Origin of the sequence: Lacinutrix sp. WUR7, assembly GCF_016864015.1 — a bacterium.
Classification (GTDB): domain Bacteria; phylum Bacteroidota; class Bacteroidia; order Flavobacteriales; family Flavobacteriaceae; genus Oceanihabitans.
Map to the genome: position 1 here is coordinate 1836245 of NZ_CP045067.1, position 22701 is coordinate 1858945.

Here is a 22701-nt window from a genome sequence, read left to right on the forward strand (position 1 = left end):
CTCTCTTTATATATAAATAGCCATTGTTTTGCTTGTTGTATTTTAGGAAATCAAATAGTAAAATGATAATTTTTATGTTAAAAAATTGTCATTTTAAAATATTTTTTACTTCTGATTGATTTTATTACTTTAGCAATCGTTAAAAACTAATCAAACTATAAAATAATATGGAATCAATGATGATTTATATGCCAATTGTATTGGCAATTTTAGGATTAATTTACATGGTTGTAAAAAAATCTTGGGTAATGAAACAAGACGCCGGAGATGGTAAAATGAAAGAGATTTCAGATCATATCTACGAAGGAGCACTTGCTTTCTTAAATGCCGAATATCGTTTACTCGCAATCTTTGTTGTTATTGTAAGTGTGTTACTTGCCATTGTATCTTTTGTGGTACCAACAACACACTGGTTAATTGTTATCGCTTTTATTTGTGGTGCTGTGTTTTCTGCATTTGCAGGAAATATAGGGATGAAAATAGCAACCAAAACAAACGTAAGAACTACACAAGCTGCGCGTACTAGTTTACCAAATGCATTAAAAATATCTTTTGGTGGTGGTACTGTTATGGGACTTGGTGTTGCTGGTTTAGCAGTACTAGGTTTAACCTTTTTCTTTATATTTTTCTTTCATTATTTTATGGGAGGAGTTTGGACAAACACCATGGACATGACTATTGTTCTTGAAACGCTAGCTGGTTTCTCTCTTGGAGCAGAATCTATTGCATTATTTGCTCGTGTTGGTGGCGGTATTTATACTAAAGCTGCAGATGTTGGAGCCGATTTAGTTGGTAAAGTAGAAGCTGGGATTCCAGAAGATGATCCAAGAAATCCTGCAACTATTGCAGATAACGTTGGTGATAATGTTGGTGATGTAGCAGGAATGGGAGCCGATTTATTTGGTTCGTATGTGGCAACCGTATTGGCTGCAATGGTATTAGGAAATTATGTGATTAAAGATATGGGTGGAAATATTGCAGATGCCTTTGGAGGTATTGGACCAATATTATTGCCAATGGCAATTGCTGGTGTAGGAATTATTATTTCTATTATTGGTACCATGCTGGTTAAAATTAAAAGTAACGACGCTAAAGAAGCACAAGTAATGAGTGCTTTAAATGTTGGAAACTGGACCTCTATTGTTTTAGTTGCTGCTGCTTGTTTTGGATTAGTAACTTGGATGTTACCAGAAACCATGCAAATGAATTTCTTTGGTGAAGGCTTACAAGAAATTTCTTCTATGCGTGTGTTTTATGCAACCTTAGTAGGTTTAGTAGTTGGAGCAGTTATTTCTTCGGTTACCGAATATTATACCGGATTAGGTAAAAAACCGATCTTAAAAATTGTACAACAATCTAGTACAGGAGCAGGAACCAATATTATTGCTGGTTTAGCAACTGGAATGATTTCTACATTCCCTTCTGTTTTATTATTTGCTGCTGCTATATGGGCATCGTATGCATTTGCAGGGTTTTACGGAGTTTCTTTGGCTGCTTCTGCAATGATGGCTACAACCGCTATGCAATTGGCTATTGATGCTTTCGGACCAATATCCGATAATGCTGGTGGGATTGCAGAAATGAGCGAACAAGAACCAATTGTAAGAGAGCGTACGGATATTTTAGACTCTGTTGGTAACACAACAGCTGCAACAGGAAAAGGTTTCGCAATCGCTTCTGCTGCATTAACTTCCTTAGCACTTTTTGCTGCCTATGTAACCTTTACAGGAATTGACGGAATTAACATTTTTAAAGCACCAGTTTTAGCTATGTTATTTGTTGGTGGAATGGTGCCTGTAGTATTTTCTGCGTTAGCAATGAATGCAGTAGGTAAAGCTGCCATGGAAATGGTAGAAGAAGTGAGACGTCAGTTTAGAGATATTCCTGGAATTATGGAAGGTACTGGGAAACCAGAATACGATAAATGTGTGGCTATTTCTACAAAAGCATCGTTAAAAGAAATGATGCTACCTGGTTTATTAACTATCGGATTTCCTTTAGTTATTGCTTTTGTTCCTATGATTTTTGGAATGAATAATCTGGCTATTGCCGAAATGTTAGGTGGTTATATGGCTGGGGTTACTGTTTCAGGTGTACTTTGGGCAATCTTTCAGAATAACGCTGGAGGTGCTTGGGATAATGCTAAGAAATCTTTTGAAGCTGGAGTAGAGATCAATGGAGAAATGACCTATAAAGGTTCTGATGCGCATAAAGCTGCAGTTACTGGGGATACGGTTGGTGATCCTTTTAAAGATACTTCTGGACCATCAATGAATATCTTAATTAAACTGACTTGTTTAATTGGATTAGTAATTGCTCCAATTTTAGGCGGACATACCGAAGAAGGTATGGCTAAAACAACAGAAATTTATAAAGAAGTAATAGTCGCAGATAATATTGAGATTTTTAAAAAGGCTGCTATTGAAAGAATGGAAAACGGTAACGCTAAAGCTACAGTGAAAATAGTAACGGTTACCAATGGAGTTGAAGAAGTGGTAACACAGGTTTTCGAAGGTTCTATGGAGGAAGTTACCAAGCAAGTAGAAGCTTTAGGTGGCGATATTAAAATAAAATTTTTAGAATAAATAATTACGATTATTTTTGTTTATGAAACCACGCTTTATGCGTGGTTTTTTGTTATTTTGAGGTAATATAATAGGTATGAAATTATTTAAAAGAGACCCGGTTCAAATTATAGCTTTTCAAAGCTACGGAACGGATACGCACTTTTATTTACGTGGAAGAGCTTTGCAAGATGAATCTATAGATCTAGAACAACAGGGTTTTTGTAGTTTGTTAGCCAACAGTTGGAAACGTTTAGAAAGCGACGAAATAAAACATGTAGCCATTAGTATCACCTTACCAAATGGAACTGTTTTAGAAACCACTAGTGATAATCATGGTTATTTTAAAGTAAAAGCTGATGTGGTAGGTTTAAGAGCTATGGCTAATGTCGAAGGTTGGTTGCATTGTGAAGTTGCTTTTAATCCTATTGGGATGAAACATAACATACAAAAGGATAATCGGTTTCCTGCCGAAATACTTATACCTTCCAGTCAAGTAGATTTTGGTGTTGCTAGTGATATTGATGATACTATTTTACATACCGGAGTAGTATCTACTTTAAAATGGCGTGTACTTTATAACACCCTTTTTAAATCTGCAAAAATGCGTTTGCCTTTGGAAGGTACTGCAGATTTTTATCATTTATTACATCGTGGGAAATCTGGAGCAAATGCCAATCCCATATTTTATGTTAGCCATAGTCCGTGGAATTTATATCGCTATTTAGAATTGTTTTTGAAGCAAAACAACTTCCCTAAAGGTCCTATCTTATTACGAAGTTTTAAAGATATTTTGAAACGCAAAAAAGCCAATGATAAACCAGAGAAGCAAAAGGAAATTTTAAACTTATTAAAAACGTATCCAGACTTGCCTTTTATTTTAATTGGCGATAGTGGTGAGCATGATCCCGATATTTATATGGAAATAGCCGAGTTGTTTCCTGGACGAATAAAAGCGATTTATTTACGCAGTGTAAAGCACAAAAAGAAAATGATTCGAGTAAAAGGATTGCTGGAGAATTATAAAACAACGCCTGCTTTATTAGTAGAAAGTAGTGCGCAAGCCATTAAACATGCTCGTGAAAATGAGTTTATAAAATAAGCGAACGTTGATTGCGATTTTGGTACCTGTACCTTAAGAATAAAATAATTTAGCAAACTGAAAAAGAGAAGCAGCTATTAATAAAACCCCAATTATTCGATTGATTTTTGTGGTGGTGTTTTTCATTTTAATTTTTAGTCTATGACTAAACTTTCCATAGCCAAATAAGGTAATTACTTTTCCGGAAAAAATACCAAAGAGGAACGGAATCAATAATACGTATGCCATGCTTATATCTAAATAGAGCATTTTTTTGTTTAAAAAAGAAATAACCAAAATCCAATAAATCAACACGGTTGGATTCACTAAACCTAAGATGAAACCTAGCATTTGTTTCGAAAGGTTAAATCGTTTTTTTATAATAATACACTCATCATTTTCATCTTTAATACATTCCTTTCTTCCTAAAAGAAGAATAATTCCAACGACTAATAATAGTAATGCAATAGCAAATTGCATCCAAATGTTATTGCTAATAAAGTTTTAAATTTGCAGATTAAATTGAAGGGCTATTATTACTAAAATGATTTCGGCTAAAGCTGCTGTGTAGATAATTTTTAAAGCACTTTGAATGTTTTCTTTTATGGTGGTATTAATAACCGCAACATTAGTGGTTCCTAATGGTAGTGCGCCAATTATGGCTGTAATAAATCCTAAGAATAAGTAGGTTATGGAGGTCATACGTTTTCTGTAATTCTATGGATTAGAAGTGTTGGTTTTTAAACATAACCATTTATAATCTATAGTAATCCTATAATTTTTATGGTTTTTATTGTCGGATAGTAGGTCGGCATGAAGCGGTTTACCTTTCATTTTAATTAAGGATAGTAATGTTCCTGATCGGCATATTTGTATGAAAATAGCAGTGCAGTTTCCTTCGTGAATAAAAGTTATTTATTTGCGTAATGTAAAAACAAGAAAAAAAGGATGGAGTAAAGGTTTGCTGAAATTAGTAATATTTCCAGCTCCTTCCTTTAGCTAAAGGAAGGTGGTTTTTTGTTGTAACAAAAAAGCGGATGGTTTGTTATAAAAGGCGTAGCTCTTTTTATGTATAATCCTGCTGCGTTAGCGATAGCAACGGCATCCTTTTTATGTCAGTTCGAGTGATTTGTGAAGCATGAGCAAATAGTATCGAGAACAAGTAAAAAAGACCTGCCTGCCGGCAGGCAGGTACAGTGAATAGCGGACCCTTGTGGTAACGCCCAACCTTCGCTAAAGCTTCGGTTGGCTAACCAAGCATTCGTTTATACTTTGATTGGTTAATCTAGAAATAATTTCTAGATTAAAATAATCCGTTTATTTCTGCGTCAATTTTATTTAAGATAAATCCTAAATCTTCTGGGTTATCTACAAAATCCAGATTATCTACATCAATAATTAAAAGGTTTCCTTTGTTGTATCCCGTAATCCAAGCTTCATAACGCTCATTTAATCTACTTAAATAATCGATGCTTATCGAGTTTTCATAATCGCGACCACGTTTGTGAATTTGCGATACAAGGTTAGAAATAGAACTACGTAAATAAATAAGTAAATCTGGACCTTCTACAAAACTTTCCATAAGATCGAAAAGCGATTTGTAGTTTTCAAAATCACGATTGGTCATCAAGCCCATAGCGTGCAAGTTTGGTGCAAAAATATGTGCGTCTTCGTAAATGGTTCTGTCTTGAATGATGTCTCTACCGCTTTCACGAATATCGGAAACTTGACGAAACCTACTATTTAAAAAGTAAACTTGTAAGTTGAAACTCCAACGTTCCATTTGATTGTAAAAATCGTCTAAATAAGGATTATCTACTACGTCTTCTAACTGGGCTTCCCATTTATAATGTTTGGCTAGTAATTTTGTAAGCGTGGTTTTACCAGCACCAATATTTCCTGCTATAGCAACGTGCATATATTATTTAGTTTTTAGTTGAAATTTAGATAAGATTTCCAATTGGCAAATATACAAGGTTTCATTGGTTAGTAAAAACTGATTTATTAACAAATTTGGTATTTTAATTTCTTGTATTTCGTCGGTGTTTTTCTTTAAAAAGTAAAGTGCATTTTCTTTTTTTAATACCAGGTTTCCGTTATCTTCTTCAATGGCAGTAAAGCCTTCGTTTTTAATCTTTTGCGTTAGGCTGCCAAAATAATTGTATTTGTAGATGTAGTTTTCGGTTAAAAGCCAGCAGAAATTAAAGTTGCTTTTTAGGTCTAAAATAGCAGATTGTACAGGTAATGTTGTGGCTCTTGTGTTATTGGCTTTATAATCATACAGCTCTAATTGTTGGGTATCTTGATTAAAAATCCAGAGCGTATTATCGTTTCCTGTCGAAATATGCGAGACACTTTTATATGGTTTTGTGGTATTGAAATCTATTTTGAAAATTTCGGCTAAGCGATTATCTAAAATAATAGCCGTATTAAAATCTTTATAAAACACATTTATTTTTAAGGGATTAAATGCATTTGCTGAGGTAATTTCTCCTAATTGTACATTGCTGTAATTGCTAGACTTGGTGTTGCTCTTTTTATAAAATACGTTTTGTTGAATGTAATATTGCGTTCCAAAATTATCAATATCTACAATTTGCTGTTTGGTTAACGTGGTATCTTTTATAAATGTAGTTGGTATCGTGTTTTGGGCACGAACAGAAATAACAGTTAAACACAGAAAAAGGAGTATATATTTCATAGGACTTGAAAAGTACAAAAATTGAACCACTTTTTAACAAATTAATTTATAGCCAAAACCTCTAACATTTAATATTTGTAACGATTTGTCTTGTTTTAGTTTTTTTCGGAGTTTGCTAATAAAAACATCCATACTTCTTGCGTTAAAAAAATCGTCACTTCCCCAAAGCTTATTTAGTATTAAGGATCTATCGAGTACTTGGTTTTTGTTTTTTATAAGATGAAATAGTAAATGAGCTTCTCTATGTGTAAGCTGCACCGTTGCTTCCGATTTATATTGAAGTGTTTGTTTTGGAAAGTGGAATGTAAAATCGCCAATAGGAAGTATTTGGGCTGTTTTCTGAACTTTTGTTCTATCGATTAAATTATGAATTCTAACAATAAGTTCTTCCATGCTAAATGGCTTTTTTAGATAATCATTACCGCCAATTGTAAATCCATCTACCACATCTTGTGTTTGTGATTTTGCGGTTAGAAAGATAATAGGAATGGTATCGTCTTCTGTTCTAATTTCTTTTGCTAAAGTGAAGCCGTCTTTTTTGGGCATCATAACGTCTAAAACCAATATTTCAGGTTGTTCTTTTTTATAGGTAGAATAGGCGGTTTCGCCATTATCGCAAAGCAATACTTTGAAGTTTCTAGTTTCTAAACTTTCTTTAATGATTTGTCCTAAAGCAGGTTCGTCTTCCGCCAGTAATATGGTGATTGGTTTATGCATTAGGTAGTGTTATTTTAAAGGTTGTTTGTTTATTTTCTAAGTCTAATTGAATCGTTCCTTCATGTTTTTCTATAATTTTCTTGGTGTAATACAAACCGATTCCGAAGCCTTTTACATTGTGAATATTCCCTTTTGGAACGCGATAAAACTGTTCAAATATTTTTTCTTTATAGGCTTTCGTTAAGGTGTTTCCGTTGTCGGATACACGAATAATAAAGGATTGTGCGTTTTGCTCTAATTGTATTGTGATTTTATCGCCGCCGTATTTAATCGCATTATCTATTATGTTATTAATGGCATTTTCAAAATGGAAAACATCAATATATGCGAAGATGTTTTCTGTGTTAGCATCAAAATTAATGGTTTTATTATCTAGATGCAATTGGTGTTTATCTACTATAGATTGCAATAAATCTTTAATATTTTGATTCTCTTTTACCAATTGTAAATTGTCGCTATCTAACGTGGCTGTTTCCAACAATTTTTCCACCATGGTATTTAGCTTGGCTAATTGGTTGGTAGAAATATCTAAATAATTAGAAGTTTTCTCCTTGTCTTCTTTGGCATTGAAATTTTTAATACTTTCTAAGGCAACACTAATAGTGGCAATTGGCGTTTTAAATTCGTGGGTGATATTACTTATTAAATCGTTTTTTACTTCTGCTAGTTGCTTTTGATGTTTAATGATTTTTAATAAATAGAACAAGCTTGAAATGATTGATAAGGCTAATACGAAGGATAATAACATACCTAATAATCCTTCTTTTAAAATAATACTTGTGGCATTTGGATATGCCATCGTGATTTTTTCATTCGGTTTTAAAAACTTGGATTTCGAGGTAGTAGTTAAATAATCAATAGGAACAATAGCTTTACTAGACGTGTTAACAATGCTGTCATTTTTAAAATGTTTTAACGTAAACGGAATTGTTATTTCTTTTCGTTGTAACTCTTTTGTAATTAAAGGGTTTAGTTTCGAGAAGTTTAAGGTGTCTTCAAGTATAGATATGTAAATGGAAGAAATATTTTTCGTGAATTCTAAACTGTCGGCTTCTTTTTTATCCCAAATTACTTTTATCTGTTTGGTGGTATTGCCTTCTTTTAAAAAGGTATATCCACTACTAGAATCTTGTAATTGCGTAAACCCAGTAATGTCTTCTCCTAATTTTTCTTTGTATTCTTTTTCAAGCACAAGAAATAGGGAATCTGCATTTTTATGTGGTTCTGTGTCAATATTAATGTTGCTAGTTTCACTGTCAAAAAAGGTGATACGTTTATTCGATTTTGCTAAATCTGCATAATATGCATCTAAAGCATTGTCTAAGCTCGTTTGTACATTATTACTAAAATGCTGCTTGTTTTGAAGATAGTTTTTGTAATTCCAATAGCATTGTACCGCTATGGTTAGCACAATAGTAGTTAGGATTAAATATAGAATCCAATGGTATTTTTTTGTATTCATATTTCAAATGTATAAGTAAAAACCCTATAAAACCAATCGCTTAACACTAGTTAACACTCGTTAACTATTAAAAGGTATTTATAGTTTCATATTTGTGGCGTATTAATCAAAAAACACAAGTTATGACATTTAGAAACACATGCATTCTTTTTCTGCTTATGGTATTTTCAAAATCCGTATTAGCGCAAGATTTTAAGGGCATAGCAACCTATAAATCCTACCGAAAAATAGATTTACAATCTAATGATAACCAGAGTGATGCCGTGCAAAAACAAATTCAGGAACAGCTTCAAAAACAAATGCAAAGAGCGTACACGTTAACCTTTACTAGAAACGAATCTATCTATAAAGAAAATGAAAAACTTGCTACTCCTGCACCTTCTTCTGGCGGAATTAAAATTACGGTAGAATCGAGTTTGGATGTGCTGTATAAAAACATGAAAGCGAATAGGTATGTAGAAGAATCTGATATTTTTGATAAGCAGTTTTTGGTAAAAGACAGTCTAAAGAATTACAATTGGAAATTAGTGAATGAAACCAAAAGTATTGGCGAATATACCTGTTATAAAGCGACGATTTCGGAAGAAGTAGAAAAGAAATCTTTTATAGATGGAAGTTTAGAAACGGTGAAAGAAGAACGAATTACAACAGCCTGGTACACACCACAAATCCCAGTGAATAATGGGCCACAAGATTTTCATGGTTTACCAGGGTTGATACTAGAAATTAATGATGGTACCCTCACTTTAATATGTTCTAAAATTATAATGAATCCTAAAGAAAGTCTTGAAATTAAAGAGCCTAAAAAAGGAAAAGTGGTTTCCCAAGAAAAGTTTGATGCAATCATGAAGAAGAAAAACAAGGAAATGATGGATCGTATGCAGTCTAGAAAAAAGGATGGAAGTAATGTTATCATTATTGGGGGATAACCTTTAAGAATACTTTAACATTTGCGGATTAAACGTTTTTCTGTTTTTAAAGTCTTACTGTCATTATTAAACCTAATTTTATAAAACAAAAACTACAAATAATTCCATAATGAAAACGTATAAAAAACTATCTATTATCTGCATCCTGTTTTTCTCTGTAGCAGCAACCTATGCGCAACAAGATTTTCAAGGGAAAGCGTATTACGCATCTAAAACTACTGTAGATATGGACAACTTTGGTCGTCCAGACATGTCGCCAGACAGAAAAAAGCAAATGATGGATCGTATGAAAAGCTTTCTTGAAAAATCATACACTCTTACGTTTAATAAAACGGAATCTATTTATAAAGAAGAAGAACAATTAGCTGCTCCAGGAGGATCTCAAGGTAGAGGTTTTGGAGGTTTTGGCGCTAGTTTTGTTGCAGGTGTGCAATATAAAAATGTACAAAACAATCAGTTATTACAAGAACAAGAGTTTTTTGGAAAGCAGTTTTTAATAGTAGATTCCTTACCAAAATTAAAATGGAAAATGACTGGCGAAACCAAGCAAATTGGTCAGTATATGGCTATGAAAGCTACAGCAATGAAACCTGTAGATAAAATGAGTTTTGCAAGTTTTAGACCAGGACCAAGAGGTGGTGATAAAGAAACAGCAGATAAAAAAGGCGATTCTACCAAGGTAGACAAGCCAGTGGAAGAAAAAGAAGTGCCAAAAGAAATTGAAGTTACTGCTTGGTACACCATGCAAATTCCAGTAAACCAAGGTCCGGGAGAATATTGGGGACTTCCAGGTTTAATACTAGAAGTTAGCGCAGATAGAACGACTGTTTTATGTACTAAAATTGTTTTAAATCCTACAGAAAAAGAAAGCATCAACGCACCATCTAAAGGTAAAGAAGTTACCAAAGATGAATACACAGAAATTGTTACTAAGAAAATGGAAGAAATGCGCGAAATGTACGGTGGTCGTGGAGGCGGACGTACAGGAAGAGGTCGTTAATCCAGTAAAATATTCCATTTAAACCAACCTTAAATTTTAAAAATGAAAAACCTTTTAACGCTACTAATCTGTTTAGTAGCAAGCACCACTTTTGCCCAAGTTAGAATAGAAGGGATAGTGAAAGATAGTATTGGTAACCCTTTAGAACTTGCCAATGTTGTTGCCATAAATCAAGAAACAAAAGCATTAGATTCTTACGGAATTACCAATGATGCCGGACGTTATAAATTGTCTTTAGAGAAGAATGCTAGTTACCAAATTCAAGTGAGTTATATTGGTATGAAAACTACCGAAGACCTTTTTAGTACCAAAGAAGAAGACCTTACTAGAAATTATACATTACAAGATGATAATACCTTAGACGAAGTAGAACTAGTCTATGAAATGCCGGTAACCGTGAAAGGAGATACCATTGTATATAACGCAGATTCTTTTAAAACAGGAACCGAAAGAAAACTAGAAGATGTTTTAAAGAAACTTCCAGGAGTAGAAATCAACGACGATGGTGAGATTGAAGTAGAAGGAAAGAAGGTTACTAAAATCATGGTCGATGGTAAAGATTTCTTTGACGGAGACACCAAATTAGCGGCAAAAAATATTCCATCGAATGCTATTGATAAAGTACAAGTACTTAAAAACTTTAGCGAAGTTGGACAATTAAGTAGCGTAACCAACAACCAAGATAATATTGCTATTAACCTAAAGTTAAAAGAAGGAAAAGATAAATTCTGGTTTGGAGATATTACGGTTGGAGCAGGAATTGCAAGTGATGACGGATTGTACAAAGTGCAACCCAAACTCTTTTTCTACAGTCCGAAAACAAGTATCAATTTTATTGGAGATTTAAATAATACAGGAGAAATAGCCTTTACACGTAGAGACTATTTTAATTTTACTGGAGGATTTAGAAACCTAAGTCAGAGTAGTGGAACCAATATTAGCTTAGGGGATAATAGTTTAGGTTTTTTAAATACAACCAATAATAAAGCCGAAAGTATCGATACTAAATTCGCTGCAGCAAACTTTAGCCATGCGCCAAATAAAGCATTAACGTTTAGCGGATTCGGGATTTTCTCCGGAACCAAAACCGCAATTCGTGAGAATAATGAAGTTACCTATACCGATGATGAACTGAATATTCCAAACGAGTCTACTACCGATTACACACAGCAAGAAAGTAATTTAGGTTTACTAAAATTAAGTGCAGTATATAAGCCAGATGCAAATAATCAATTGGATTATGATATCTTCGGAAGGCTGTCTAAGCAAACACAAAATCGTTTTTTCAATTCTTCTGTTTTAGGACAAGTAGATCAAATAGAAGAGCAAACACCTTATAGTATTAATCAGAATTTAAATTACTACTATACCTTAAACGAAAACAATATTTTCTCTTTAGAAGCACAACATTTACTACAAGACGAAGATCCTTTTTACAATGCCTTTATTGAAGACAAAGCAACCTATTCTAACACGGCAAGTGCTTTAGGATATGATAACGCACAAACCGCTTATGATGCTGCACAAAACAAACGTGTAAAGTCCAATAAATTAGATGCCAAATTAAATTACTGGAATGTACTTAACCAAAAGAGTAATCTTAATTATACCGTAGGTTTGGTATATAGCAACCAGAAGTTCAATTCGGAGATCTTTCAAATTTTAGATGATGGTTCTCAATATAATCCAACACCAATTGATGGTACTAATACCAACGATGTAGATTATACGTTTAGTGATGCTTATGTAGGCGTGCATTATAACTTAAAAGCAGGAAAGTTTACATTAACACCTGGTTTTTCGGCACATGCTTACAATACTAAGGATACGCAATTCGGATCTACAAATTCTAACAGTTTTGCTAGAATATTACCAGATGCAACTATTCGTTTACAACTTAAAAAGAGCGAAAATCTAAACCTGAGTTATTCTATGCAAACCAATTTTACAGATGTTACACAATTGGCAGAAGGTTTAATTATGAATAATTACAGTTCGTTGTTTTCTGGAAATCGCGAATTAGAAAACTCGTTGTCACATAATTTAAACCTATCGTATTTTAGTTTTAATATGTTTAATTATACCAACGTATTCGGGTTTTTAAACTATTCTAAAAATATCGATGGAATAAGAAATAGCACCGATTTTGAAAGTGTGATTGCTACTTCCACACCATTTAATTCCGATTTCGCAGACGAAACTTTTTCTGCTCGTGGACGTTTTGAACGCCGTTTCGGAAAAATAAAAGCAAACCTTTCTGGATCTTGGAGTTGGGCAACCTTTAGTCAGTTTGTAGGCGGGAATTTAAGTAAAAATAAAAGCTTTACACAAACCTATGGTTCTCGAGTAAGTACCTTTTTTAAGAATGCACCAAACGTAGAATTAGGGTATGACTTAACCATCAATGATAATGATCAAGGAAACAATAACACGCAGTTTTACACGCACAGACCATTTATAAACCTGGATGCCTTGATTTTAAAAGACTTTAGTTTTGTTACCGAATACAGTTATTACGATTTTAGAAATAAAGAAATTTCTCTAAATAAATATAGCTTTTTAGACGCTTCATTAACCTATCAAAAAACTGATAGTTCTTGGGAATACGTAGTGGGGGCAACTAACTTATTAGACACCCAAAGTTTAAGTCAGAGTAACACAGGAAACATTTCGGTGAGTAATAGAGAATATTACATACAACCACGTTATGTTGTTTTTAGTGTGAAGTACAATCTTTAATTCCTGCGCAGGTGGAAATCTCATGAAGCATCCGTAATTATGAACAGTATCTGTCATTACGAGAAGCGGAGCAACAAAGTAATCTCACAAAAGAACCAAAATCTCTATTGTGATTCGGGCGTTACCCTACTTCGCTGAAAAGCTACGTAGCGTCAGGCTGTACGTTAAATCTTTTGTAAAAACAAAAGGATACCACTTCCATCCTTAACGCAAAAAAAAGGCCTTCTTTAATAGAGAAGGCTTTTTTTGTTTGTTTAACGGAATTTTAGTGGGTAAATATTTATTGATTATATACGGATGTTAGGTTGCGTTTTTTATTTATATTTCCTTGCCAAGAATGTCTTTGTAATATCTCTTGGCTAATTGATCAGCTCTAGTTTCAATTTGATCATTTTCCCATGTTTCATTGTCATTTACAAATTGATTCATCCAAGTAAAAGAAGACTTTTTATAGATGCTTTTTTTCTCAAGATAGCTTAGGTTTCCTGCTTTACCATTTAGTTTCTCTTCTAATAATATTAAATTACCAATATTGAAAGTATTTCCTCCTGTAGATTCAGAAACAATATGCTCAATACTTCCTAGATCAGAAAAAACTTCTTCATTCTCAAAAAAAGAATTTAGCTTTTGTATAGTATATTTTGTCTTAACATTACTTGGCTTTGCTTTTTTAGTAAATGTTAAGGAAGTAAAACCTTTAGAGAATTGTTCAAAGTCGGGAAATAATTTATTTAAAGGTTCAATTAGTAGTTCATCAATCTTATTTTGTGCTTCAGTTTTACTTGCACATTTCCTTAAGTTAATTGAGAATTTAGCATAAATTGATTCGAAACGACTTGCTCTTCCTGAAGTAATCGCATTATAAGCATAGTGGAAGTTTTCTAAGAAGATTATTGTTTCTTTAAATTTTTTAGTAGAAATAAATCCTTTTTCTTTTACTTTAAATAAAGCAAGTAAAGCAATTCTAACTTGAACTATATTAAAATAATTCATTAAAACATTTAAACTTTGAACTAACCAAAAGTATTCTTTTCGGTTATCATAATCTTCTCTTCTAGGGTTTACAATTTTTATATAATCGTTTGCATTGTCTTCAATCTCTAACAGAAATTGTTTATATCTATCTTTTGTTTTTGGTTTTACTTCTTTTAAGAAATCATCATATAATTTTGTTCCAGAAGATTTTTTATATGTTGATACCCAGAAATGTCTGTAATATGTAGCTAAACCAACAGATTCTTTCCGAGATATTAAAATTTTCTTTATTTCTGCCCATTTTACTTCTGCATAGTCTGCAGAACCTTTTTCATCAACAATTTCAAATATTTTGTTCTTAATCAAGTCGACATGTGATAATTTTTTTCCTTTTGCATTTAGGATTTCAAATATCATGTTGGCATTTTCTTTGTCTGGTGTTGAAATAGAAATAAAGGTTGTTCCTAAAACTTGATCTCTAATTACTTTTAGTATATCAACATATTTCAACTGATCAACTTGTTCACTTCCTATCTTTTTCTTTAAATATGCTCTAAGGTTCTTCTCTTCTAATCTATTGTATAGATAATTAAAAGAATCTTTAATACATTCCTCTTCTTCAGTAGATGTTTCTTGTGCATCATTCTTTATTCTATCTTGTATGTAGAATGAAAAGTATGGGTAATGTGTTTTACTTTCTAAGATTCTAATATCATCTCCATCATCATTTTGAGTCATTATGTATCTAAAAACTTGTTCGCTAAGGACATCTTCATTGATACTACGAAACCTGTCAGAAAGAGCCGAGAATAAAATTGTAATAGTTGTTATTCTTTGTTGTCCATCCACAACATAAATATATTGATCTTTATCACCTGTCTCAGAATAATCACCAATAAAAAGCATTGTTCCTAAAAAATAGCTTTTGGATTCCAATTTCTCATCTTTTAGTACTAAACAATTTAACATGTCGTCAATAAATTCTTGATAGTTTTTTTTATCCCAAGAATATTCTCTTTGAAATCTTGGTATTGAAAATTGACTTCCTGATATTAATAATGATTTTATACTTCTGTCTTTAGGTTTTATATTCATAACTTTTTTGTCTTCCTTTAATGTTGATTGATATACGGTTTCTCATATTGCACCTAACGTCTCCGTATATGAAACGTAGCGTATAAAAAGACGCTTTCGTTTCGGATTATACACGAGCCGAATTTTTAAATTTTTCTTTTTATCTTTATTTTGCTAAAAGTCAAATTTAAAAATTTGGCGGTCTTTGCAAATTCACACAAACCTCTCGGAAAGCCTATGATAGCTATGTTTTATGTACATTGTTGTGGGTGGTTTTTTATTTTTTTCGACTGTCTTTGAGATAATCCCAGACTTTAGTGTTCATTCTTCCATAATAATTTGTATTACTAATTTCAATGATAAGAATACTTTTGTTTTCATATCCTTCTGTCAACTTATCATAAATTTGTTTAGGTGTCAAATCTGTCGTAATAATCCAATTATCAGAGAAATATTTTACCCATTCTCCAATTACTTTAACTCTATTTTCAAAAATAGACCTGTCCGATTCGTTATATTGTATTAGATATGTTTTCATTACGCTACAACTTTTTTAATTTGATACTGTGTTTTAAATTCAGTTAGTCGTGGTTTCCAAATGCCTGTCCACTCCATCTCAATTTTAAAAGAAATTGGTTTATGATTTTGTGCATATAGCCCAAAAGTAGCGTACCAAATTCCTTTTAGTTGTTCTTTATTGCTTTCTATTTCTCCAATTATAATTTTTGAAGGTGTTTTAATAGTTTGAGAGTCTGGTGTGGATACTTTTTCTGGTGCGGTTATTATAATCAAATCAATAAGCTTTTTTGAACCAACTGGTAAAACCATAGATGTTGATTCAGTTCCATTCCATTCAAATGGTTTTCCATAACATTCTATTGGTTGAACTATAGTTGAGCCTTTTTCTTTAAATTCTAATTTTTCTAAAAATATTTCTGTGTTGATTGCTGGTAAATTCCCATCGTTCTTTATCTCAATTCTTGAAATATATCTATTGGCAAGTAGATTATCATTAGACGAACCAGATTGTGAATTTGATAACAAATCTTCAACTGTCATTTGTGATGGTTCTGTGAAAGATAGTTTTGGTCTTTTCCAATATTCTCTCAAATCGTCTTTGAAAAGTGCTACCATTACAGCACAAAATGTGATTACTGCAGAAATTATAGAAATTATAAATCTATAATATTCCGACTTATTTAAAACTTCTGTATCTGAATAGTGAGGTTGTAGTATTGTAATCGGAAAGTATAAACCTGCGAGATAACCAACCAATAAAGGAATTATCAATAAAAAGTATTTTTTCTTCATTTATGTTAGTTTTTCGTTTTTTTTTAAAATTACCCACAACTCTTTATATAGTAACTTTTATTAATAATATCCAATAAATAAAACATATTATAGTTAGTTTACCGTTGCTTATATCCTATAAAGTCGTGCTAAACAAACCTACAACTTCCAAAAACTAAATGAAATACGTACTTCTACGTATTTTTGGTTTGGTTTAATATTTCAAATGTAATTTTATTCTTATCAAGAAACTTACGGTTTCCCGTACAGGCTAAGTTTTAGTGTGATTTTTTTATGTGTGCTAAGGTTTTGTGTATCAGAAATTTGTGTGTTTTGTAAGGGGCGCTGTATGTAACAAGCTTTTAAAACAGGCGTTTGCCTTAGCTAAATCGGGGATGAAATATGATGGAAACTATAGAAGTGTTTTAAATAATTTAAATTAATAATTACTTGTTTTTTAACACAGTTCTTGGAAAGCAGCAGATTTATATATGCTGTTTTTCGGTTTAAAACGAAGATAGCAGAAAAGAAACAAACTTAAAGTTTAACTCTTAACTGCTATTTTTTATATACTTGGGTAGACTACGCATTTTTTTCAGAATATACTATTAAAAATATATTCATAAAAATTAATATAATTTAAATGATAAGTCATTGATATTATTAAGAAATGAATTATCCCAAAAAGCATAAATGTAATAAGCCATTTATAACTCTTTTTTAATTTCATATTAAGTTTTATAACAAAAAAAGTTAATAAAAGAATTATTACAAAGAACATAATGGTATGTCCAATTTGCATGTCTAGATTTCCATTACAAAGAGGAAATATTATATTGAATAATAGGCCTAATGTTATTGCATAAATTGAAACTATAATTCCGTAAATCAATGTGTTTAATCTTTTTTTATTCCTTAACAAATATGCTATAGTCAAAATAATTATACTATAAATTAATGCACTAGGAATTAAATAAATTAGACTTCCTATTTTTTTACTTATTAAAAAAAGATTAAACCTTGAAATAAACCATATTAATATTGTTGCTGTTACGTTTATTTTTAAAAACCATAAAAGGTATGGTTGCTTAATTTTCAAAATTAACTGTATTGTAAATTTTTGAATTTGTTATTAATGATAAGCTTTTAACGGTGCTATTATTCTTAGTAATTATTTTTGTCATCTTGTTTGTTTTATTATTACTAACGGTCTCGGCTATGATTTCGTTGTGGAATCATCCGCAGGACTATTCCGCTGAGAAATCAGCCGTTGATTTATACTTTTATTTTGGTGTGGCACAAAACCACAATGAATTATAGCCAGTAATTATTTATTTCATGGACGTCCATTTCTCTAAACTTATTTCCCTAATGGGATATGCAGGATTCTTAAAAGTCCATTCGTTGTCAATCCATTTCTTTACTGTGCTAAACAGAATTGAGTCAAGTCCGTTTGCAACCTCACTTCGTCGTACCCACATATAAATTTCAGCATCAAAATCAGCCTTTTTAGAAGGTTCAATATATAAGCAGCCAAGCACTTGACTTTCATCAAGGCTTACAACAGTATACGCAAACGAACTTCGCATTTGGAACTCTTTTTGATGCCATCCCAAATCAATCAAATCCTGTTCGAATGATAAATCCTCTGTTGGCCAGTTCCATACTGGAAGGAACATTTCTTGTAAATGGCTAAGACTTGTCATAACCGCGTCATAATCTTTTACAACGTCATTAACTGTCAGCATTCTAATTCTGAATTGTTGATTCTCAAGTGTATCAGGGACTTTAAAATCCGCAGGTACAAATGAGTTGCTTTGAGAGATAACTATTTGTGGAAGCACAAATAAAATAATTGTTGTCAGAATAATTATTGATTTTTTCATATGGTTGGTGTTATTGGCTACAACTACTTATATAATAACTTTTATTAATAATACCCAGTAAGTAAATCTGGTTATAGTAGATGTACTATTATATATCCTGTATCATCGTTGTAAACAAGCCTACAAATTCCCTAAACTAAATAAAATACGTACTTCTGCGTATTTTTGGTTTGTTTATCAATTCAAATGTAATTTTATTCTTATCAAGAACCTTACGGTTTCCCCTACAGGCTAAGCTTTAGTGTGATTTTTTTATATGTGCAACGTTTTTATAATGCAATCATTAATATAATTCCGATGGAGTTTAGGTTTTTCATTTTCTGATTGTCATTTATTCCAGAATTATTATTTGACTCAAATTGACTAAAATCTGATTGTCCATTATAATTAATTCCTGCGCTAAAATTGTCGAACATATCAAATACAAAACCAATTCCAATTTGTGCACCAAAATTCCAACCGTCATAAATGTCTTTTTGAGTGTCATTTAGAAAACGATATTCATCTTTAAGGATGGTTTGTCCGTAAAATCCTAAATTCCCAAATACTCTAAATTTTTCCGATAATTTAGAACCAACAGTAAATAATAACGGAACTTTTAGTAATGTTCTTTCGTGGTAGAAGTTGCCAACAGAATTAAATCCATTACCTGACAATTCATTCATTCCAATTCCAGTAGCGATTCCGAATTTTTGATTTAGGTTATAATTCAAAAGTAATTCTCCGCTGTTGCTACTCAGATTATAATTTGGTTCGTTATCGTTTTCCACAATTCCGTACCCAATTCCTCCATAACCAATAAGATCAAACTTTGATTTTTTTTCATCTTGAGCCTGTGTCAAATTAAAGGTCAAAATGAAAGTAAGTAGTAAAATGTAATTCGCTTTTTTCATTAATTTTCGTTTTTTTGTTCATGTTGCACAAGTCGTTGTAAACAAATCTACAACTTCCAAAAGCTAAATAAAATACGTACTTCTACGTATTTTTTATACACAAAAAAAGCACCTCTAAAAGAGAAAGCTTTGTGTCATTTAGGATACACGATGTATTATGCCGTATTCGTTTTTCCTTTATGCTAAAGGAACAATAAGTACTGGTGTTTTAGATTTTTTTACAATTTGTCTAGAGACGCTTCCAAAAAATGCTTTATAAAGAAAACTATGTTCCTGGTGGCCAGTTATAATTAAATCTATATGTAATTTCTTAGCTTCCTCCATGATCATTTCTATGGTTGCTCCTTGTACCAGTAAACCATCGGCATCCACTCCTTTTTTCTTAAACATTTCTGCGTATGCTTCAAGTTGTTTGTGTTCTGTTCTCAATTCTGTGGCACGGTTATCTCGTATGTATTGTGGGCCAACATCGTAACCTACAAAATCGGGATCCGGAGCAGCAATATGTATGAACCATATTTTGGAGTCAAATTTTTCAGCCAGTTGCAATGCTTTATCTATTAGTAATTGTTCATTGTCATGAAAGTCTACGGTAACTAAAATGTTTTTCATATCTCTAATTTTTATTACACACCTCTTTTAAATACATCTAGTACTAATGTATTTGTTGGACTTGAATTTGGTAAGAAATGGATAGCTAAAGTTATTGAATTTATTCTTTATTTACACATGAAGCAATGCATTCCTAAACTATTCTTCAGCATCCGCCAACTTCTTCGTATCCACATACTGTTGAAAATGAATAATGTCTCCTTCGTCATTAAGCGTCCATAGATGTGCGGCTTGTGCATTATAACTCTTTCCGGTTGCTTTTACTTTAGCATCATAGCGGAGTGTAGCTAATACCATGTTGTTTTGCATGCCGTACACTTTTACATCTTGTAATTCAAAGTGATCGTGGTTGGTGCCAAGACGTGCAAAAACGCCTTCTAGAATAGCATCTGGACCAACATAAGGGTTGCCATCTGCAAGGGAATTGCTTTCGGCTTCGTTCCATGCCATTTTAGGATGCATCAATCCTAGAACGGTGGGCATATCACCCGTTGCAAAAGCGTTATACAACGTGTCAATGACTTGCATGTTTTGTTTTGTCTTCATGATTTTTATTTTAATTAGATGTCTGTTTTTTTAATACCTAGTAGGACATGATTTTATAGCTACGTATTACTTTTGCTTTCTAGGAATTTTTTCTTTCCTGTTATCTAAGACGTAAATGGTCCAAGCTAAAATCGCCGCATTTTTCATAACATCATCTTCATGTACGTATTCTAAAAAGTCCAAATTGGTATGATGCGTAGCAGTATTGTAGGCCAAAGCGTCTTGTATAAATTGAAAAGAAGGGATATTGTAATGATCAAAGGTTTCGTGATCTGTAGAAAGTGTGTTGTCTATATGTATGGCACCTTCGCTTATATTAGAAATTGGTGCAAATATTTCTTCAAATACAGGTCTTGCCAATTCATTGTTTTGCAGATGAATCCCTCTTATTAATCCTGCGCCATTATCTAAATTTAAATAAGCAGATACTTTTGTAGATGCTGTGTTTGGTTTTTCACCTAAAGCACCAAAATGTTTTTTAGCATACGCAGCCGATCCTAAAAATGCTTGCTCTTCTCCTCCCCAAAGACCAATCTTAATCGTTCTTTTGGGTGTGTATCCTATTTGCTTTAGAATGCGTAATGCTTCGATTAAAACAATACAGTTTGCGCCATTATCTGTTGCTCCTGTTGCTGCATGCCAAGAATCAAAATGTGCTCCTAGTAGGATGCTTTCCGACTTTAATTTCGCGTCATTACCAGTGATTTCACCAATGATGTTTACATTGTTTTCGGGTTCATTGTAAAATTCAGTTTGTAAATTAATACGTACGGTTGCTGGTGTGTTTAATTTTGCCATTCGGTATAACCTACCAAAATGTTCCGGCATAATAGTAAAATAAGGTAAAGGTTTTAGGTCACTATCCTTATAATAATAAATTTCTTTAGGGTGTAAAATACCTAAATATGTAGATTCTGTATTTAATATCGCTAAAGCTCCTTCTGTTTCTAAAAATCTAAGGAAGGGTTCGTTTATTTTATCTTCAATTTCCCATTTATCAAATAGTTCTGGTAACAGGGCTGTTTTTACTTTAGCAGTTACTTGCTGCTCTAATTGTTTTAATTTCTTATCGGAATATCGGAATTCAATGGTGTCTAATAGGGATTTCTTTTTTGGTTCTTTTCCTAAAAGGATTATTTTTCCCTTTAGTTTTCCGGACCATTCTTTTTGCACTTTAGTCATATCCGAAAAACGCTCTATGCTTATTATTTCACCGGAAACAATACCATTTGTGCTTTTAGACATTGCCAAAGGGTAGGCAGAAATATGCATGTAGTTTGGAGCAATCATTTCTACATTAAAAGATTGGATACTCCACCCGCGACAATTGGAACAGTAATTTTCAAAATGAACGTTTTCCAATCCTACTTTTTTCATTTCATCAGAAATCCAGTTCGCTGCTTTATAATATTCTCTACTTCCGGTAAGTCTTTGTCCGTAAATGTCGGTAAACGTACTTATCCTATACATAGCTTCCGAATTTTTAAATCCTGCATTACGAATTTCAGATAAGATATTTTTGGCACTTGTTACTTGCGAATAACTGTTTATAGAAAGTCCTATAAAAAGGAATAAGACAATACTCGTTTTTAGTTTCATAATTATAAGTTATTGAATTACTTGATTTTATATCCAGTGTTTAAAAAAAACCTTCTCTAAAATAGAGGTTTTTTTCATTGGTTCGCTAGTTCGTTTTTATCTTTTTAGCAATCTTTAAGTGGTATAAAGACCAGAAACTCCTGCTCCATATATGGAATATGTTATGTTTTTTATAATACATGGCTTTATAAAATGGAACATTTCAATGTTTAAAAATACAATAACTTCAAAAAGTGTTTTAGCGTGTAAATACCTGATTTTTAATCTGTAAAAGTATTTTTTGTTCGTGATTAAAGGATAAGAGTAGGAAGGAATGTAGCTGTTTTTTAGAAACAAAAAAGCCTTCTTAAATGTAAGAAGGCTTTTCGTATAAATGTGGGGAGAGTAGGATTCGAACCTACGAAGTTAAAAACAACAGAGTTACAGTCTGTCCTCGTTGGCCGCTTGAGTATCTCCCCGAGCGAGTGCAAATATATTTAAGTTTTACTGTTTTACAACTATATTTTTTGCACTTTTTTTAAAATTTATGAATAATTTTTTTCGCCAAAAAGTAACGATTGCTATGTCTTTGTTATTTAATTGTTTACAAAGAAAAGTGTCTGAGATTTGGCAATAAAAAAACCGCTACTAAAA

The 22701-nt window shown here is 32.3% G+C and carries 19 protein-coding genes and 1 tRNA gene; 5 read left to right on the top strand and 15 right to left on the bottom strand.

Annotated elements, in window-relative coordinates; all coding sequences use genetic code 11:
• Window positions 1–167 precede the first annotated feature (167 nt).
• Together FG167_RS08075 and FG167_RS08080 are read left to right on the top strand one after the other, a co-directional pair.
• Window positions 168–2585: a sodium-translocating pyrophosphatase gene (locus FG167_RS08075; protein ID WP_203460899.1), complete on the top strand. Its 2418-nt coding sequence runs from the start codon at window positions 168–170 to the stop codon at window positions 2583–2585.
• Window positions 2586–2661: 76 nt separating this feature from the next.
• The gene (locus FG167_RS08080) at window positions 2662–3666 is read left to right on the top strand and encodes an App1 family protein (protein ID WP_203460900.1); all 1005 of its coding nucleotides are present in this window, start codon (window positions 2662–2664) and stop codon (window positions 3664–3666) included.
• A gap of 33 nt (window positions 3667–3699) precedes the next feature.
• On the opposite strand, the gene FG167_RS08085 is transcribed toward FG167_RS08080, so the two are convergent.
• From FG167_RS08085 to FG167_RS08110, 6 genes are all read right to left on the bottom strand, one after another.
• Window positions 3700–4125 carry a hypothetical protein gene (locus FG167_RS08085; protein WP_203460901.1) on the bottom strand — a complete coding sequence of 142 codons (426 nt, stop codon included), beginning with the start codon at window positions 4123–4125 and terminating at the stop codon, window positions 3700–3702.
• A gap of 24 nt (window positions 4126–4149) precedes the next feature.
• Window positions 4150–4347, bottom strand: coding sequence for a hypothetical protein (locus FG167_RS08090; protein WP_203460902.1), 198 nt, complete (start codon window positions 4345–4347; stop codon window positions 4150–4152).
• A gap of 601 nt (window positions 4348–4948) precedes the next feature.
• Complete coding sequence (locus FG167_RS08095; RefSeq protein WP_203460903.1) at window positions 4949–5563, bottom strand: deoxynucleoside kinase; 615 nt, start codon at window positions 5561–5563, stop codon at window positions 4949–4951.
• A 3-nt stretch (window positions 5564–5566) separates the two neighbouring features.
• Window positions 5567–6346, bottom strand: a complete 780-nt coding sequence (locus FG167_RS08100; protein ID WP_203460904.1) for a hypothetical protein — start codon at window positions 6344–6346, stop codon at window positions 5567–5569.
• Window positions 6347–6379: 33 nt separating this feature from the next.
• Window positions 6380–7063: a response regulator transcription factor gene (locus FG167_RS08105; protein ID WP_203460905.1), complete on the bottom strand. Its 684-nt coding sequence runs from the start codon at window positions 7061–7063 to the stop codon at window positions 6380–6382.
• Complete coding sequence (locus tag FG167_RS08110; protein WP_203460906.1) at window positions 7056–8525, bottom strand: sensor histidine kinase KdpD; 1470 nt, start codon at window positions 8523–8525, stop codon at window positions 7056–7058. The genes FG167_RS08105 and FG167_RS08110 overlap by 8 nt, the downstream gene beginning before the upstream one ends.
• Before the next feature lie 122 nt (window positions 8526–8647).
• Between FG167_RS08110 and FG167_RS08115 the strand changes: the two genes are divergently transcribed.
• The 3 genes from FG167_RS08115 (at window position 8648) to FG167_RS08125 (ending at window position 13193) form a co-directional block, all read left to right on the top strand.
• Window positions 8648–9454, top strand: a complete 807-nt coding sequence (locus FG167_RS08115) for a GLPGLI family protein (RefSeq protein WP_203460907.1) — start codon at window positions 8648–8650, stop codon at window positions 9452–9454.
• Between the two features lie 109 nt (window positions 9455–9563).
• Window positions 9564–10454 carry a GLPGLI family protein gene (locus FG167_RS08120; RefSeq protein ID WP_203460908.1) on the top strand — a complete coding sequence of 297 codons (891 nt, stop codon included), beginning with the start codon at window positions 9564–9566 and terminating at the stop codon, window positions 10452–10454.
• Between the two features lie 42 nt (window positions 10455–10496).
• On the top strand, window positions 10497–13193 hold the full coding sequence (locus FG167_RS08125) for a TonB-dependent receptor (RefSeq protein ID WP_203460909.1): 2697 nt from the start codon (window positions 10497–10499) through the stop codon (window positions 13191–13193).
• A 318-nt stretch (window positions 13194–13511) separates the two neighbouring features.
• Here the strand turns inward: FG167_RS08125 and FG167_RS08130 are convergent, their stop codons facing one another.
• From FG167_RS08130 to FG167_RS08170, 9 genes are all read right to left on the bottom strand, one after another.
• Window positions 13512–15263 carry a DUF262 domain-containing protein gene (locus FG167_RS08130; protein ID WP_203460910.1) on the bottom strand — a complete coding sequence of 584 codons (1752 nt, stop codon included), beginning with the start codon at window positions 15261–15263 and terminating at the stop codon, window positions 13512–13514.
• A gap of 256 nt (window positions 15264–15519) precedes the next feature.
• A complete protein-coding gene (locus FG167_RS08135; RefSeq protein WP_203460911.1) occupies window positions 15520–15780 on the bottom strand; it encodes a hypothetical protein in 261 nt (86 codons plus the stop codon).
• Window positions 15780–16553, bottom strand: a complete 774-nt coding sequence (locus FG167_RS08140; protein ID WP_203460912.1) for a hypothetical protein — start codon at window positions 16551–16553, stop codon at window positions 15780–15782. The genes FG167_RS08135 and FG167_RS08140 overlap by 1 nt, the downstream gene beginning before the upstream one ends.
• 1310 nt (window positions 16554–17863) lie before the next feature.
• Window positions 17864–18418: a GNAT family N-acetyltransferase gene (locus FG167_RS08145; RefSeq protein ID WP_203460913.1), complete on the bottom strand. Its 555-nt coding sequence runs from the start codon at window positions 18416–18418 to the stop codon at window positions 17864–17866.
• 269 nt (window positions 18419–18687) lie between these two features.
• Complete coding sequence (locus FG167_RS08150) at window positions 18688–19311, bottom strand: outer membrane beta-barrel protein (protein ID WP_203460914.1); 624 nt, start codon at window positions 19309–19311, stop codon at window positions 18688–18690.
• 177 nt (window positions 19312–19488) lie between these two features.
• Entirely contained in the window at window positions 19489–19923 is a 435-nt protein-coding gene (locus FG167_RS08155) for a universal stress protein (RefSeq protein ID WP_203460915.1), read from the bottom strand.
• 138 nt (window positions 19924–20061) lie between these two features.
• Window positions 20062–20469, bottom strand: coding sequence for a nuclear transport factor 2 family protein (locus FG167_RS08160; RefSeq protein WP_203460916.1), 408 nt, complete (start codon window positions 20467–20469; stop codon window positions 20062–20064).
• 66 nt (window positions 20470–20535) lie between these two features.
• Window positions 20536–22068 carry a M20/M25/M40 family metallo-hydrolase gene (locus FG167_RS08165; RefSeq protein WP_203460917.1) on the bottom strand — a complete coding sequence of 511 codons (1533 nt, stop codon included), beginning with the start codon at window positions 22066–22068 and terminating at the stop codon, window positions 20536–20538.
• Window positions 22069–22444: 376 nt separating this feature from the next.
• Window positions 22445–22526: transfer RNA gene (locus tag FG167_RS08170), tRNA-Tyr, on the bottom strand.
• Window positions 22527–22701 lie beyond the last annotated feature (175 nt).

Excerpts from the sequence above, each read along its gene's own strand:
- FG167_RS08075 (WP_203460899.1), top strand. The coding sequence starts at position 168 with ATGGAATCAATGATGATTTATATGCCAATTGTATTGGCAATTTTAGGA.
- FG167_RS08080 (WP_203460900.1), top strand. The coding sequence starts at position 2,662 with ATGAAATTATTTAAAAGAGACCCGGTTCAAATTATAGCTTTTCAAAGC.
- FG167_RS08085 (WP_203460901.1), bottom strand. The coding sequence starts at position 4,125 with ATGCAATTTGCTATTGCATTACTATTATTAGTCGTTGGAATTATTCTT.
- FG167_RS08090 (WP_203460902.1), bottom strand. The coding sequence starts at position 4,347 with ATGACCTCCATAACCTACTTATTCTTAGGATTTATTACAGCCATAATT.
- FG167_RS08095 (WP_203460903.1), bottom strand. The coding sequence starts at position 5,563 with ATGCACGTTGCTATAGCAGGAAATATTGGTGCTGGTAAAACCACGCTT.
- FG167_RS08100 (WP_203460904.1), bottom strand. The coding sequence starts at position 6,346 with ATGAAATATATACTCCTTTTTCTGTGTTTAACTGTTATTTCTGTTCGT.
- FG167_RS08105 (WP_203460905.1), bottom strand. The coding sequence starts at position 7,063 with ATGCATAAACCAATCACCATATTACTGGCGGAAGACGAACCTGCTTTA.
- FG167_RS08110 (WP_203460906.1), bottom strand. The coding sequence starts at position 8,525 with ATGAATACAAAAAAATACCATTGGATTCTATATTTAATCCTAACTACT.
- FG167_RS08115 (WP_203460907.1), top strand. The coding sequence starts at position 8,648 with ATGACATTTAGAAACACATGCATTCTTTTTCTGCTTATGGTATTTTCA.
- FG167_RS08120 (WP_203460908.1), top strand. The coding sequence starts at position 9,564 with ATGAAAACGTATAAAAAACTATCTATTATCTGCATCCTGTTTTTCTCT.
- FG167_RS08125 (WP_203460909.1), top strand. The coding sequence starts at position 10,497 with ATGAAAAACCTTTTAACGCTACTAATCTGTTTAGTAGCAAGCACCACT.
- FG167_RS08130 (WP_203460910.1), bottom strand. The coding sequence starts at position 15,263 with ATGAATATAAAACCTAAAGACAGAAGTATAAAATCATTATTAATATCA.
- FG167_RS08135 (WP_203460911.1), bottom strand. The coding sequence starts at position 15,780 with ATGAAAACATATCTAATACAATATAACGAATCGGACAGGTCTATTTTT.
- FG167_RS08140 (WP_203460912.1), bottom strand. The coding sequence starts at position 16,553 with ATGAAGAAAAAATACTTTTTATTGATAATTCCTTTATTGGTTGGTTAT.
- FG167_RS08145 (WP_203460913.1), bottom strand. The coding sequence starts at position 18,418 with ATGAAAAAATCAATAATTATTCTGACAACAATTATTTTATTTGTGCTT.
- FG167_RS08150 (WP_203460914.1), bottom strand. The coding sequence starts at position 19,311 with ATGAAAAAAGCGAATTACATTTTACTACTTACTTTCATTTTGACCTTT.
- FG167_RS08155 (WP_203460915.1), bottom strand. The coding sequence starts at position 19,923 with ATGAAAAACATTTTAGTTACCGTAGACTTTCATGACAATGAACAATTA.
- FG167_RS08160 (WP_203460916.1), bottom strand. The coding sequence starts at position 20,469 with ATGAAGACAAAACAAAACATGCAAGTCATTGACACGTTGTATAACGCT.
- FG167_RS08165 (WP_203460917.1), bottom strand. The coding sequence starts at position 22,068 with ATGAAACTAAAAACGAGTATTGTCTTATTCCTTTTTATAGGACTTTCT.